Annotated in this window: 15 protein-coding genes, 1 pseudogene and 1 riboswitch; of the genes and pseudogenes, 10 read left to right on the plus strand and 6 right to left on the minus strand. The window is 53.8% G+C overall.

Annotated elements, in window-relative coordinates:
• Positions 1–56: 56 nt before the first annotated feature.
• The 4 genes from EDF81_RS01715 (at position 57) to htpX (ending at position 4,476) form a co-directional block, all read left to right on the plus strand.
• Positions 57–554 (plus strand): GAF domain-containing protein, encoded by a 498-nt coding sequence (locus tag EDF81_RS01715; RefSeq protein ID WP_184999445.1) that lies wholly within the window; start codon positions 57–59, stop codon positions 552–554.
• Between the two features lie 97 nt (positions 555–651).
• Entirely contained in the window at positions 652–1,335 is a 684-nt protein-coding gene (proQ, locus tag EDF81_RS01720; protein WP_123345668.1) for an RNA chaperone ProQ, read from the plus strand.
• 19 nt (positions 1,336–1,354) lie between these two features.
• On the plus strand, positions 1,355–3,403 hold the full coding sequence (gene prc, locus EDF81_RS01725) for a carboxy terminal-processing peptidase (RefSeq protein WP_123345670.1): 2,049 nt from the start codon (positions 1,355–1,357) through the stop codon (positions 3,401–3,403).
• 191 nt (positions 3,404–3,594) lie between these two features.
• Positions 3,595–4,476: a protease HtpX gene (gene htpX / locus EDF81_RS01730; protein ID WP_123345672.1), complete on the plus strand. Its 882-nt coding sequence runs from the start codon at positions 3,595–3,597 to the stop codon at positions 4,474–4,476.
• A gap of 48 nt (positions 4,477–4,524) precedes the next feature.
• On the opposite strand, the gene EDF81_RS01735 is transcribed toward htpX, so the two are convergent.
• Positions 4,525–5,898: an MFS transporter gene (locus EDF81_RS01735; RefSeq protein WP_123345673.1), complete on the minus strand. Its 1,374-nt coding sequence runs from the start codon at positions 5,896–5,898 to the stop codon at positions 4,525–4,527.
• A gap of 177 nt (positions 5,899–6,075) precedes the next feature.
• Between EDF81_RS01735 and kdgR the strand changes: the two genes are divergently transcribed.
• On the plus strand, positions 6,076–6,867 hold the full coding sequence (kdgR, locus tag EDF81_RS01740; protein ID WP_123345675.1) for a DNA-binding transcriptional regulator KdgR: 792 nt from the start codon (positions 6,076–6,078) through the stop codon (positions 6,865–6,867).
• 69 nt (positions 6,868–6,936) lie between these two features.
• Here the strand turns inward: kdgR and EDF81_RS01745 are convergent, their stop codons facing one another.
• Positions 6,937–7,176, minus strand: coding sequence for a YobH family protein (locus EDF81_RS01745; RefSeq protein WP_123345677.1), 240 nt, complete (start codon positions 7,174–7,176; stop codon positions 6,937–6,939).
• A gap of 159 nt (positions 7,177–7,335) precedes the next feature.
• On the opposite strand from EDF81_RS01745, the gene EDF81_RS01750 reads away from it, so the two are divergent.
• The 5 genes and pseudogenes from EDF81_RS01750 to rlmA all read left to right on the plus strand — a co-directional run bounded on the left by EDF81_RS01750 (position 7,336) and on the right by rlmA (position 9,872).
• On the plus strand, positions 7,336–7,479 hold the full coding sequence (locus tag EDF81_RS01750; RefSeq protein ID WP_123345679.1) for a PhoP/PhoQ regulator MgrB: 144 nt from the start codon (positions 7,336–7,338) through the stop codon (positions 7,477–7,479).
• A 72-nt stretch (positions 7,480–7,551) separates the two neighbouring features.
• Positions 7,552–7,854 (plus strand): YebO family protein, encoded by a 303-nt coding sequence (locus EDF81_RS01755; protein WP_123345680.1) that lies wholly within the window; start codon positions 7,552–7,554, stop codon positions 7,852–7,854.
• A 686-nt stretch (positions 7,855–8,540) separates the two neighbouring features.
• A pseudogene (locus tag EDF81_RS01760) lies at positions 8,541–8,653 on the plus strand (DUF2627 domain-containing protein); the annotation flags it as partial.
• A gap of 44 nt (positions 8,654–8,697) precedes the next feature.
• Entirely contained in the window at positions 8,698–8,907 is a 210-nt protein-coding gene (gene cspE / locus EDF81_RS01765; RefSeq protein WP_001062678.1) for a transcription antiterminator/RNA stability regulator CspE, read from the plus strand.
• Positions 8,908–9,077: 170 nt separating this feature from the next.
• Entirely contained in the window at positions 9,078–9,872 is a 795-nt protein-coding gene (gene rlmA, locus EDF81_RS01770) for a 23S rRNA (guanine(745)-N(1))-methyltransferase (protein WP_123345684.1), read from the plus strand.
• Here the strand turns inward: rlmA and mntP are convergent.
• From mntP to manY, 4 genes are all read right to left on the minus strand, one after another.
• Positions 9,869–10,435 (minus strand): manganese efflux pump MntP, encoded by a 567-nt coding sequence (mntP, locus tag EDF81_RS01775; RefSeq protein WP_123345686.1) that lies wholly within the window; start codon positions 10,433–10,435, stop codon positions 9,869–9,871. The genes rlmA and mntP overlap by 4 nt on opposite strands.
• A riboswitch (yybP-ykoY riboswitch) is annotated at positions 10,428–10,615 on the minus strand. Its footprint overlaps the gene before it by 8 nt.
• Before the next feature lie 200 nt (positions 10,616–10,815).
• Complete coding sequence (locus EDF81_RS01780; protein WP_123345688.1) at positions 10,816–11,274, minus strand: DUF986 family protein; 459 nt, start codon at positions 11,272–11,274, stop codon at positions 10,816–10,818.
• Positions 11,275–11,329: 55 nt separating this feature from the next.
• Complete coding sequence (locus tag EDF81_RS01785) at positions 11,330–12,181, minus strand: PTS mannose transporter subunit IID (protein WP_123345689.1); 852 nt, start codon at positions 12,179–12,181, stop codon at positions 11,330–11,332.
• 12 nt (positions 12,182–12,193) lie between these two features.
• The gene (gene manY, locus EDF81_RS01790) at positions 12,194–12,991 is read right to left on the minus strand and encodes a PTS mannose transporter subunit IIC (protein WP_123345690.1); all 798 of its coding nucleotides are present in this window, start codon (positions 12,989–12,991) and stop codon (positions 12,194–12,196) included.
• Positions 12,992–13,003: the final 12 nt, after the last annotated feature.

The following is a 13,003-nucleotide window of genomic DNA, read 5'->3' on the forward strand; positions in this document are numbered from 1 at the left end:
TAATGCTGAAGACAAGCCGTATACGGCCCGAAGTAAGACAACATAGTGATTGCATAATGAACAAAACAGAATTTTACGCGGACTTAAACCGTGATTTTCAGGCGTTGATGGCAGGCGAAACCAGTTTCCTGGCGATGCTGGCCAATACCAGCGCGCTGCTGTTTGAGCGTCTGGATGGGGTGAACTGGGCAGGATTTTATCTGCTGGAAGACGATACGCTGGTGCTGGGGCCGTTCCAGGGCAAAATCGCCTGCGTGCGAATTCCAGTTGGACGCGGCGTTTGCGGTACGGCAGTGGCGCAGAATGCGGTGCAGCGTGTCGAAGATGTGCATGCTTTTGCCGGGCATATCGCCTGTGATGCCGCCAGTAATTCTGAAATCGTACTGCCGCTGGTGGTGAAAAATCAGATTATTGGTGTACTGGATATCGACAGCACGCTCTTTTCTCGCTTCACCGCTGAGGATGAGCAGGGGCTGCGGACCCTTGTCGCAGGCCTGGAACAGCTGCTTGTCTCTACGGATTATCAAAAATTCTTTGCGTCCGTCGCAGGATAATCAACGGATAACGTAGCATTTAGCGATGGCGTCATTATAATGGCGCCTGTTCATGCCTGCGGCTTGTTGGCTACGTCCGTTGTAATCAGGAAATTTCATGGAAAATCAACCTAAGTTGAATAGCAGTAAAGAAGTTATCGCGTTTCTGGCCGAGCGTTTCCCCCAGTGCTTTAGCGCTGAAGGCGAAGCCCGCCCCCTGAAGATTGGTATCTTCCAGGATCTGGTCACGCGCGTTGAGGGAGAGATGAATCTCAGTAAAACTCAACTTCGCTCCGCATTACGTCTCTACACGTCCAGCTGGCGTTATCTGCATGGCGTTAAGCTCGGTGCAATCCGCGTCGACCTCGATGGTAACCCTTGTGGTGAACTCGATGCGCAGCACGTTGAGCATGCACGTCAGCAGCTTGAAGAAGCGAAAGCGCGGGTGCAGGCCCAGCGTGCTGAACAGCAGGCTAAAAAGCGTGAAGCCGCCGCTGCTGAAGGCAAAACTGACGCGCCGCGTCGCGAACGCAAACCTCGTCCGGCTCCGCGCCGCGCCGAAGGTGCCGATCGCAAACCGCGTACCGATAAGCCTGCGGCAAAAGCGCCGCGTGTGGTGCAGGAAGAGCGTCATACTCCAGTTTCAGATTTGTCCGCCCTGAATGTGGGTCAAAATCTGAAAGTGAAAGCAGGCAACAATGCAATGGACGCCACCGTGCTGGAAATCACCAAAGATGGCGTGCGTGTACAGCTAACTTCTGGTATGTCGATGATTGTACGCGCGGAACACCTGTTGTTCTGATACGGAGACCAGGCCTGGCATGAACACAATTTTTAAAGTCACCGCGCTGGCGGGCCTGTTGCTAGTGACAGGCCATGCCGTTGCCGTGGAAGATATTACGCGTGTTGAGCAGATCCCTCTGATGAAGGAAGAAGCTGAGCACGCCACGGTCAGTGAGCGCGTAACCTCCCGGTTTACGCGTTCTCACTACCGTCAGTTCGATCTCGACGAATCCTTCTCCGCGAAAATTTTTCAGCGCTATCTCAATCTGCTTGATTACAGCCATAACGTTCTGCTGGCCAGTGACGTTGAGCAGTTTGCGAAAAAGCAGGGCCAGATTGGCGATGAACTGCGCAGCGGAAAGCTGGAGGTTTTCTACGACCTGTACAACCAGGCGCAGAAACGTCGTTTTGAGCGTTATGAATATGCGCTCAAGGTGCTGGAACGTCCGATGGATTTCAGCGGCACCGATACCTTCAATCTGGATCGCAGCAAATCACCCTGGCCGAAAAACGAAGCCGAACTTAATGCGCTCTGGGATGCCAAGGTCAAATATGACCAGCTCAGCCTCAAGCTGACCGGGAAAAGCGATAAAGAAATTCGCGAGACCCTGACCCGCCGCTATAAGTTTGCCATTCGCCGACTGGCGCAGACCAACAGTGAAGATGTGTTCTCGCTGGCGATGACCGCCTTTGCGCGTGAAATCGATCCGCACACCAACTATCTCTCACCGCGTAACACCGAGCAGTTTAATACTGAAATGAGCCTGTCTCTGGAAGGTATCGGTGCCGTGCTGCAGATGGATGATGACTACACGGTGATCAACTCGATGGTTGCGGGCGGTCCGGCGGCGAAAAGCAAGGCGATAAGCGTTGGCGATCGCATCGTCGGCGTCGGTCAGACCGGCCAGAATATGGTTGACGTGATCGGCTGGCGTCTGGATGACGTGGTTGCCCTGATTAAAGGGCCGAAAGCCAGCAAGGTTCGCCTTGAGGTTCTTCCGGCAGGTAAGGGCACCAAAACCCGTATCGTTACCCTGACCCGCGAGCGCATCCGTCTGGAAGATCGCGCGGTTAAAATGTCGGTGAAGACCGTCGGTAAGGAAAAAGTTGGGGTGCTGGATATTCCGGGCTTCTATGTTGGCCTGACCGATGACGTCAAAGCCCAGCTGCAGAAACTGGAAAAACAGAACGTCAGCAGCATTATTATCGACCTGCGCAGCAACGGCGGCGGGGCGCTGACCGAAGCGGTATCGCTTTCCGGCCTGTTTATCCCGTCCGGCCCGGTGGTGCAGGTGCGCGATAACAACGGTAAAGTGCGCGAAGACAGCGATACCGACGGCGTGGTCTACTATAAAGGCCCGCTGGTGGTAATGGTTGACCGCTTTAGCGCATCCGCCTCGGAAATCTTTGCTGCCGCGATGCAGGACTACGGCCGGGCGCTGATCGTCGGGGAACCGACCTTCGGTAAAGGCACCGTGCAGCAGTACCGCTCTCTGAACCGTATCTACGATCAGATGCTGCGCCCGGAATGGCCGGCGCTGGGATCCGTTCAGTACACGATCCAGAAGTTCTACCGCATCAACGGCGGCAGTACTCAGCGTAAAGGCGTCACGCCGGATATCCTGATGCCAACCGGTACGGAAGAGACCGAAACCGGCGAGCAGTTTGAAGATAACGCCCTGCCGTGGGATAGCATCAACGCGGCAAGCTGGGTGAAATCCGGCGATCTGAAACCGTTCGGCCCGCAGCTGCTGGCTCAGCATGAAGCGCGTATCGCGAAAGATCCTGAGTTCCAGTACATCGTGAAAGACATCGCCCGTTTCAACGCCCTGAAGGCGAAGAAAAACATCGTTTCTCTTAATTACGCCCAGCGTGAAAAAGAGAACGTAGAGGATGATGCGATTCGTCTGGCGCGCATTAACGATCGCTATAAGCGTGAAGGCAAAGCGCCGCTGAAAAAACTCGACGATCTGCCGAAGGATTATCAGGAGCCGGATCCGTATCTCGATGAGACGGTCCATATCGCACTCGATCTGTCGCAGCTTGATAAATCGAAGCCGGCGGAAAACCCGGCACCCGCCAAATAAGACCCCACGGGCACAAGAAATTGTGCCCGTTTTTTTTCCTCTGTGAACCCACGTAAGCATGATGCTACAAAATGTAAAGTTGTGTTTTTCTCGTGACTTACCGGACCGTGATGCTTGAAAATGCCGCGCATACCCATACGATATGGGATAGCGCATAGTGCGTTTTGTTAAATCGAGGTTAAAAGAATATTATGATGCGAATCGCGCTCTTCCTGATGACCAACCTGGCGGTTATGGTGGTATTCGGACTGGTGCTGAGCCTGACCGGAATTCAGTCAAGCAGCATGACGGGCCTGCTGATCATGGCGCTGCTGTTTGGTTTTGGTGGTTCGATCGTTTCACTGCTGATGTCAAAATGGATGGCGTTGAAATCGGTTGGCGGCGAAGTGATTACGCAGCCGCGCAACGAAAGCGAGCGCTGGCTGCTGGACACCGTTGCGAATCAGTCCCGCAAGGTCGGGATTGCGACGCCGGAGGTAGCTATCTATCACGCCCCGGATATTAACGCCTTTGCCACGGGTGCCCGTCGCGATGCGTCGCTGGTGGCGGTCAGTACTGGCCTGCTGCAGAATATGAGCCGCGATGAGGCTGAAGCGGTCATTGCGCACGAGATAAGCCATATCGCTAACGGAGACATGGTCACCATGACCCTGATCCAGGGCGTCGTGAACACCTTTGTTATCTTTATCTCGCGTATTCTTGCCCAGATTGCCGCGGGCTTCCTCGGCGGCAACCGCGATGAAGGCGAGAGCAACAACGGCAACCCGATGATCTACTTCGCCGTGGCGATGGTGCTGGAGCTGGTATTTGGTATTCTGGCCAGCATTATTACCATGTGGTTCTCCCGCTATCGCGAGTTCCATGCGGACGCCGGATCGGCGAAGCTGGTGGGGCGTGAGAAGATGATTGCCGCGCTGCAGCGTCTGAAAACCAGCTATGAGCCGCAGGAAGCCAGCAGCATGATGGCCTTCTGCATCAACGGTAAGTCAAAATCGCTGAGCGAAATGTTTATGACGCACCCGCCGCTGGATAAGCGTATTGAAGCGCTGCGCAGCGGTGAATACCTGAAATAGTCGTAACGTTTCTGAAGTAAAAAAGCGCGTCCTGGTGACGCGCTTTTTTTACGCCTGTGCCCGGGGCTGGCGGATACGCAACCCGCTGACCAGGGCCGCCAGCGTCGCCAGACCTCCGGCGAGCCACAGTGAGATATGGGTGCCCTGAGTGGCGAAAAGGTTAAACATTAGCGCGACCAGCGCCGCGCCGATGCTCTGCCCCAGAAGCCTGGCAGTACCGAGCATCCCGCTGGCACCGCCGCTGCGGTTTCGCGGCGCGGAGGCGATAATCGTATGGTTGTTGGGGGACTGAAACAGACCGAACCCGGCCCCGCACAGCGCCATACGCCAGACAATATCGATGTCTGCAGGTTCGGCAGGCAGCATCGCCAGCGCAAACAGTCCGCAGGCCATTACCGCCAGTCCCAGCGCCCCAAGCACCCCGGCGTGCACCCGCTCAATCAGATACCCGGCCAGCGGCGCCATCACCATGGTCGCCAGCGGCCAGGGCGTCAGCAGCAGGCCGGTTTCGACTTCGCTGCGACCCAAAACCCCCTGGAGGAAGAAAGGCAGAGAGACCAGCGCCAGCATCTGGGCGCAGAAAGAGAGGATTGAGGTGCCAATAGAGAGTGAGAACAGGGGAATGCGCAGCAGATCAACCGGCAGCAGCGGAACCGGCAGGCGCAGCTGCCGACGAATAAAAATCGTACCGACAATCAGCATCACGATGACTTCACCCAGCGTTAGCGCCACGGGTTGCCCCTGGGCAAAACCGCTGAGGGCGGCAATCAACAGGCCAAAGGTCAGGGCGTTCATCACCGCACCGGGGAGATCGAAATGCGTTGCCAGACTGCGTGCGCCGTTGGCCGGCAAAAAGCGCAGGGCCAGTACCAGGGCGGCGATGCCGACGGGGATATTGACCAGGAAGAGCCACTGCCAGGAGGCAACGGAGAGTATCGCCGCCGCAAGGGTTGGCCCGGACGCGGCCGAGACGGCAACGATAAAGGAGTTGATCCCCATTCCGCGTCCCAGCTGCCGCTGGGGATAGATAAGCCGGATCAGCGCCGTATTGACGCTCATCAGAGCCGCGCCGCCGAACCCCTGCAGCACCCTGGCAAAAGTTAACATCTCCAGCGACGTGGAGAAGGCGCAGAGCAGCGAGGTGAGGGTAAAGAGAGCCAGCCCGCACTGATAAACGCGGCGGTAGCCAACCATATCGCCCAGAAACGACAGCGGCAGAAGGGCGACCACAATCGCTATCTGATAGGCGTTGATCACCCAGATGGACGCGGCGGGCGAGGCGTAGAGATCGCGGGCAATAGTGGGGAGGGCAACGTTTGTGATCGTGCCGTCTAGTACGGCCATGGCGATCCCAAAAATGATGGCGACGATTGCACCGTAACGACGGGGCACCGGCAACCCGTCGAGAACGTGATTATCCATAGAAAAAGTGTGAGCCTGGCGTAATTATTCTTCAGATAATGATTTTAGCATTGATAATTCGTGTTTATGTCGCAGAATTATAACTAAGTCGCGGAAGATTGATTGCGGCAGAGGTCGGGCGAATTTATAATAAAAACCGGTTCTAATTTTTATAAAACAGTTGCGATGAGGTGATTAATGGCAGTCGCAGATTTGGATAAGCAGCCAGACTCTGTCTCTTCAGTATTGAAGGTTTTTGGCATCTTACAGGCGCTTGGTGAAGAGCGTGAGATAGGGATTACCGAGCTGTCGCAGCGCGTCATGATGTCAAAAAGCACCGTATATCGCTTTTTACAGACCATGAAGTCTTTGGGATACGTTGCCCAGGAAGGGGAATCTGAAAAATATTCGTTAACGCTGAAGCTGTTTGAGCTTGGCGCTCGTGCATTGCAGAATGTTGATCTGATCCGCAGTGCGGATATCGAAATGCGTGAATTGTCGCACCTGACCAAAGAAACGGTCCACCTGGGTGCGCTGGATGAAGACAGCATTGTTTACATCCATAAAATCGATTCCATGTACAACCTGCGTATGTACTCGCGTATCGGCCGTCGTAACCCGCTGTACAGCACCGCGATTGGTAAAGTACTGCTGGCATGGCGCGATCGCGATGAAGTCCTGCAAATCCTTGAGGGCGTGGAGTACAAACGCAGCACCGATCGGACGATTACTACCACCGAAGATCTGCTGATCATGCTCGATACGGTGCGTGCTCAGGGCTACGGGGAAGATAACGAAGAGCAGGAAGAAGGCTTACGCTGCATCGGCGTACCGGTCTTTGACCGTTTTGGTGTGGTTATCGCCGGGCTGAGTATCTCCTTCCCGACGCTGCGTTTCTCTGAGGAACGCCTGCACGAGTACGTTGAAATGCTGCACGTTGCCGCACGCAAGATTTCCGCGCAGATGGGTTATAACGACTACCCGTTCTGAAGATCGTGAAATCTGTGCAAAAACGCCGCGTTGAACGCGGCGTTTTTGTTTTTGACAAGGATGAGTGGTTTAGCCGTTGTCGATCGTCGTTTCGCTTTTACGCAGTACCGGGCAGTTACTCATGCCGATAATCCCGCTCTCAGAGTGGACATATTGCGCGGTGCTGATCCCGCGGGCGGTCAGATATTTACACTGCAGACCCAGACCGGCTGCGTTCTGGCTGCTGCCAACCAGCACGCCATAGCCGCTGAGCAAGATGCCGATCCAGACCAGGGCGAGTACCGCAATTGTTCTTATTAACAGACGCATATGTCTCTCCTGTGCACGTCATTCCTGGGGATTAGCCTACTATGGTGTGGCGATGGAACAAGTTAATTATTCCTAAAATAGTAACAGAGGGTACGGTTAGCTTTTGTTTATAAAACCTGTGCTAACCTGGTGACTTTATGTTTTGACGCGGAGAGTGGGGTGAAAAAAGCGAAGTGGGCGATACTGGCAGCCATCATTCTGGGCAGCCTGCTGCTCTGGGTGCAGGTGCTCAATGGCCTGTGTGATGAAGACGTGCAATTCTTCAGCGGCGTATGCACCATCAACAAATTCATTCCCTGGTGAGCATTTTTTTCGTCAGTCATTTCCTTCCTGACCACGGGTGGTAGAATAGCGTGGTTTGATTGAGGTGGTGAAATGAGTGAGTTAATGAGTTCCGGAGCTTTGAGTCTGGCTTCACTGGTGGTTTCTCTGGTCCTGCTGTTAGTGGGGCTGGTGCTGTGGTTCTTTGTCAACCGTGCAAGTTCGCGCACCGGGGAGCAGATTGCGCTGCTGGAGTCGATGCTAATCCAGCAGAAAAAACAGACCGTGCTGCTGCGTCGGCTCTGTGAAGCCAACGAACCTGAGCAGGGTGATGAACCGGTACAGACTGCATCGCAGCCTGCCGCTGAACCGGCGCAGGAAGAAGACGATTTTATTCGTATCGTTGCCGAACGATAATCGTGTCAGGTGTTTTACATCGCCGCGTCCTTGTGGCGCAGCGATTTCCGCAGAAGACGCTGCTGCACCGTTCTGGTGCGCCATATGCCCCTTATTTTGCAGGACTATTCTGTTTTTCTGTCAACGCAGATTTCTGCTATTAGAATGGACATTTCCCGTGCGCCTGCCGCGCTGATTGTTATCTAATCTTCTTATACGCAATTTATCGGTTGTTTTAATTTTAGCGAAACGATTTTATTGCATTCAAATGAGGCACTGTCATTAAATTTTCATTATTTTAGTGCAGGGCAATCGGTTATTTCCCGGACGTTATTACGGTCGGAATATTGACTTTTCTGCCGTTTTGTCTACAGCGCAAGGCGTGTTTTTTAGTCAATTGAAGTGCATGTTTATGCAGTGCTTACTTTGATGATATAGACTATATCCTGCGTGCGTTTCTGGTCGAGGGCATCGTTGTAAAGTGACTGAGTCAGGACGAAAAATCGACGAAAAGCAGGGTGGCTTGCGAAGCAAAAGGCTTAGCACTGATAGACAAGAAATGCATAAGCTTACGCATAAATGTGCAGCGACTCGTCAATTAATGATAAAATTTGTGCATCGGATCGACTGACGTTTAAAAATGGCTTGCCATTATTTCCGTTGTATGTGATAACACGGTTTGGGTTAAACGAGGTACAGTTCTGTTTATGTGCGGCATTTTCAGTAAAGAAGTCCTGAGTAAACACGTTTTCGTTGAATACCGCTTCTCTGCCGAGTCTTATTTAGTGCCTCATGCAGTAATGTCTCAGTTTTATCTGTAAGTAGAGCCTCCGGGCGAAGTAAACTCTCTAAGGAATTTTGCAAATGGCAAAGATTAAAGGTCAAGTTAAGTGGTTCAACGAATCCAAAGGTTTTGGTTTCATTACTCCGGCTGATGGCAGCAAAGACGTGTTCGTACACTTCTCTGCTATCCAGGGTAACGGCTTCAAAACTTTAGCTGAAGGCCAGAACGTTGAGTTTGAAATTCAGGACGGCCAGAAAGGCCCGGCTGCAGTTAACGTAACTGCAATCTGAATGTAAACTCACTGAGTTCTGTAGCGCCATCGGCGTTGCACAGTTCAGCTGAAAAACCCCGCTCAGGCGGGGTTTTTTTATGGCGCTTGTCGGGCAAAAGGCTTATGCGGTTCCCCGCAGGCGTGAATAGGGTTACACTCTCGCCCTTTCAAGCCGTTACCGGAGTGGTCATGTCCTGGCGTTGCCCGTTATGTCACGCTGCCTTGCAGCACAATCATACTCATCTTAGCTGCCCCAACGGGCACCAGTTTGACCGGGCGAAAGAGGGCTATGTCAACCTGCTGCCGGTACAGCACAAACGCTCTCGCGATCCGGGCGACAATGGCGAAATGATCCAGGCGCGCAGGGCGTTTCTGGACGCGGGCCACTATCAGCCGCTGCGCGACCGTATTCGTTCACGCCTTGCCACCGTTTCGCCCGCCGTGCTGCTGGATATCGGCTGTGGGGAAGGGTATTACACCCACTCCTTTGCCGAAACGGCGCAAGAAACCTTTGGCCTGGACGTATCCAAAACCGCGATTCGCATCGCCGCGAAACGTTACCCGGCAGTCCAGTTCTGCGTGGCGTCAAGCCAGCGTTTACCCTTCGACGATAACAGTCTCGATGCGGTTGTGCGTATTTATGCGCCCTGTAATCCTGAGGAGTTGACGCGCGTCGTCAGAGCGGGCGGGTGGGTGATTACCGCCACGCCAGGCCCGCGCCATCTGATGGAGCTGAAAGGGTTGATCTACGATGAGATCCGGCTGCACGCGCCGCATTCAGAACAGCTGCCGGGCTTTACGCTGGTCGAAAGCGAATCACTGGCCTATCCGATGACATTAACCGGCGCGGAAGCCGCGGCGCTGCTGCAGATGACGCCGTTTGCCTGGCGGGCAAGTACCGAAGTCTGGCAGCAGCTCAGAGCGCTGCCGCAGTTCCTTTGTCAGACGGATTTTTCGCTGCACATCTGGCAGCGGGAAGATTAACCGGCGAAGTGTGCCCAGAGGATCTGCGCGCCGATAGCAACCAGCACCACGCCCCCGAGTATTTCAGCCCGTTTGCCAAGCAGCGGGCCAATAAAGCGTCCGATCATCATACCCAGCGTGGTCATAATCAGCGTTGCGCAGCCGATCAACAGCGCCGTGGTAATGATATTCACCTGCAGGAAAGCCAGACCGACGCCAACGGCCATTGCGTCGAGGCTGGTGGCAATAGCGGTAGTGACCAGCAGCCAGAAGCCGTGGCGATGCTGCGGCGTACTCTCTTCGTCATCTCCGCCGCGGAAGCCTTCAATAATCATACGACCGCCGAGGAACACCAGCAGTACAAAGGCGATCCAGTGATTCCACTCCAGAACAAACTGGCTGGCGAGCATGCCGAGCCCCCAGCCGATCAGCGGGGTTAAGGCTTCAATAGCGCCAAAGATAAGGCCGGTTCGCAGAGCTTCAGAGAATTTAGGTTTGTGGAGCGCAGCGCCCTTGCTGATTGACACCGCGAAGGCGTCCATAGACATGCCGAAGGCGAGAAGAAGAGTAGCGGAAAGATTCATACGTGCGTCCTGACCGGGAATTCCATATAACACACCGCCACCCCCAGTAAAAAGTAGCTGATGTGCCAATGGTCTCGCCTGACTGAACACTCAATCCGTACGCACCACGTTTTTCAACGAGTATGTTGACACGTACATTTCCGGTTATTCGGAAATCGGCTACTCCCCAACGACGGGCGCAACCTTAACATATTTTGAGAATATAAAACAATAACACGCGAGCGTTATTTTATTAACCAAATGATAACGATTATCACTACAATTTAATAGTAAATAAAACGTTAATGAAGGTGGGTGTATATTTGTACTGATATAGCCAGTGCTATATCACTTTCCTTATTCACTATGCTAAAAAACATAGCGCTGGCTATATCTTCATGTTACTGATTTTTAACCATAAATTTATATATCTTTTCAAGATCGTCGATATTGCGTACGCGAATGAGCAGCCTTCTTAATTCTAATTGCATCACCAGTACGCCATCCTCAGATAAATTCATCTCTTTTATACGGTTATATTCTATCCAGGCGCTGGCGAAGAAAAAGCCCTCTTTTTTAAAGATGATTTTCGGTACCCGTACCCAGAACAGGTAAATTGCCATTAAGGCCAGCGCACATAATAACCATGTGGTTAATAATGCGCCGTGCTGAGTAATATTGTTATAAATCAGAATGGCGACCAGTCCGGCGAAGATGAAGCCGTCCACGCGTCCCCGACGCAGTAAAGGGATAGCCAGCAGGGTTTTCCCCTTGCGGGTAGGCATGATGGCCTGGTCATAAATGGCCCAGGCCAGCAGTGCCGCAACGCAGATGAGCAGCACGATATCCGTTATCGTCATTATTCCTCCGAAAAAAAACCGGGGGCAGGCCCCCGGTTAAGCGTTTTGACTTTACTTACAGGCCCAGCAGGCCGATAGCGTACCCTACGATACCGATGACGAAGAAGCCAACGATAATCCACAGCGGGTTAACCTTCTTACGCAGCAGCCACATACAGGCGAAGGTGAGCAGAAGGGGAACCAGGCCAGGCATCAGCTGATCGAGGATGGTCTGTACCGTGGTGACGTTCTCTTTCCCGGTCTGGTCGGTAATACGTGAAACGACAAGCGGGATGTTAACGTGCGTCCACTTGTTGACCAGTGCCCCCATCACAAAGAGGCCGAGAATGGACGCTCCTTCCGTCAGTTTCTGCAGGAAGCCGCCGCCCATATCCTGAACGATGTCGATACCTTTGCGGTAGCCGTAAGCCACGCCATAGTAGCGGGTGGCCAGACGCACCAGGTTAAACAGGATAAAGAACAGCAGCGGACCGAGAATACTGCCGCTCATTGCAATACCGGCACCCAGCGCCGCAAAGACCGGACGTACCGTGCCCCAGTAAATCGGGTCGCCAACGCCTGCCAGCGGGCCCATCAGGCCGACTTTAATCCCGTTGATTGCGCCATCGTCAATTTCTGCACCGTTGGCGCGCTGCTCTTCCATCGCCAGGGTAACACCGAGGACCGGTGCCGCCACGTACGGGTGGGTGTTGAAGAATTCCAGATGGCGTTTAATGGCCTGGCGACGTGCGTCGTTGTTCTCCGGGTACAGACGACGGATCGCCGGCACCATCGAGAAGCAGAAGCCCAGCGCCTGCATACGTTCGAAGTTCCATGACCCCTGGAACAGGTTTGAACGGAGGAACACGGCACGGATATCGCCGGGAGTCAGTTTTTTCTCGGCGGATGTTTTTGTCATATCAACCATTGTGCTCACCTGCTAGTCCAGTTCGTTATCAAGATCGTTAGCACCGGCCGCCTGGGCGGGGGCTGCAGAACGGTTATATTTCGGGCTCAGCTGAATGTAGAGAATCGCCATTACCGTACCGATAACGCCCAGCGCCACCAGGTTAAAGTTGGTAAAGGCCGCCGTCACGAAACCGAGATAGAAGAACGGCATCAGGTAGCCTGCGCGCATCATATTGATAACCATCGCGTAGCCCACCACCACAATCATGCCGCCGGCAATATTCAGACCGCTGGTCACCACTTCAGGAATGGCGTTGAGCATGTTCTGAACTTCGCTGGTGCCGACAGAGATGGCAACGATAACCGCCGGGATGGCGATACGCATGGCCTGCAGGAACAGGGAAGAGACGTGGATCCACGAAATGGCCGTCAGATTTCCACTTTCGGCGGCTTTATCCGCCGCGTGCTGGAAGCCGACGGTGATAGTACGCACGATGATGGTCAGTACCTGGCCCGCTGCTGCTAGCGGGATCGCCAGCGCAATACCGGCACCGATGCTCTGATGACCGCCGATAACCAGGATGGTGGAGATAATCGAGGCCAGCGCCGCATCGGGTGCAACCGCTGCACCGATGTTCATCCAGCCGAGAGCGATCATTTCCAGGGTACCGCCGATGACGATACCGGTTGTCATATCGCCGAGCACGATCCCGACCAGCGTACAGGCCACCAGCGGACGGTGAAACTGAAATTCATCGAGTATCGACTCCATACCGGCGATACAGGCGACGATGAACACCAGCACAATCTGAAGAGTGGTAATCTCCATTGTACTTCTCCT

It is taken from the genome of Enterobacter sp. BIGb0383, assembly GCF_003751845.1.
In the GTDB taxonomy this organism is placed as follows: domain Bacteria; phylum Pseudomonadota; class Gammaproteobacteria; order Enterobacterales; family Enterobacteriaceae; genus BIGb0383.

What these genes read in the sequence shown, in the direction of transcription:
- prc (WP_123345670.1), top strand. Translation starts at nt 1,355, where the DNA reads ATGAACACAATTTTTAAAGTCACCGCGCTGGCGGGCCTGTTGCTAGTG.
- EDF81_RS01715 (WP_184999445.1), top strand. Translation starts at nt 57, where the DNA reads ATGAACAAAACAGAATTTTACGCGGACTTAAACCGTGATTTTCAGGCG.
- cspE (WP_001062678.1), top strand. Translation starts at nt 8,698, where the DNA reads ATGGCAAAGATTAAAGGTCAAGTTAAGTGGTTCAACGAATCCAAAGGT.
- EDF81_RS01735 (WP_123345673.1), bottom strand. Translation starts at nt 5,898, where the DNA reads ATGGATAATCACGTTCTCGACGGGTTGCCGGTGCCCCGTCGTTACGGT.
- mntP (WP_123345686.1), bottom strand. Translation starts at nt 10,435, where the DNA reads ATGAATCTTTCCGCTACTCTTCTTCTCGCCTTCGGCATGTCTATGGAC.
- EDF81_RS01745 (WP_123345677.1), bottom strand. Translation starts at nt 7,176, where the DNA reads ATGCGTCTGTTAATAAGAACAATTGCGGTACTCGCCCTGGTCTGGATC.
- EDF81_RS01780 (WP_123345688.1), bottom strand. Translation starts at nt 11,274, where the DNA reads ATGACGATAACGGATATCGTGCTGCTCATCTGCGTTGCGGCACTGCTG.
- manY (WP_123345690.1), bottom strand. Translation starts at nt 12,991, where the DNA reads ATGGAGATTACCACTCTTCAGATTGTGCTGGTGTTCATCGTCGCCTGT.
- rlmA (WP_123345684.1), top strand. Translation starts at nt 9,078, where the DNA reads ATGTCCTGGCGTTGCCCGTTATGTCACGCTGCCTTGCAGCACAATCAT.
- kdgR (WP_123345675.1), top strand. Translation starts at nt 6,076, where the DNA reads ATGGCAGTCGCAGATTTGGATAAGCAGCCAGACTCTGTCTCTTCAGTA.
- htpX (WP_123345672.1), top strand. Translation starts at nt 3,595, where the DNA reads ATGATGCGAATCGCGCTCTTCCTGATGACCAACCTGGCGGTTATGGTG.
- EDF81_RS01785 (WP_123345689.1), bottom strand. Translation starts at nt 12,181, where the DNA reads ATGGTTGATATGACAAAAACATCCGCCGAGAAAAAACTGACTCCCGGC.
- proQ (WP_123345668.1), top strand. Translation starts at nt 652, where the DNA reads ATGGAAAATCAACCTAAGTTGAATAGCAGTAAAGAAGTTATCGCGTTT.
- EDF81_RS01755 (WP_123345680.1), top strand. Translation starts at nt 7,552, where the DNA reads ATGAGTGAGTTAATGAGTTCCGGAGCTTTGAGTCTGGCTTCACTGGTG.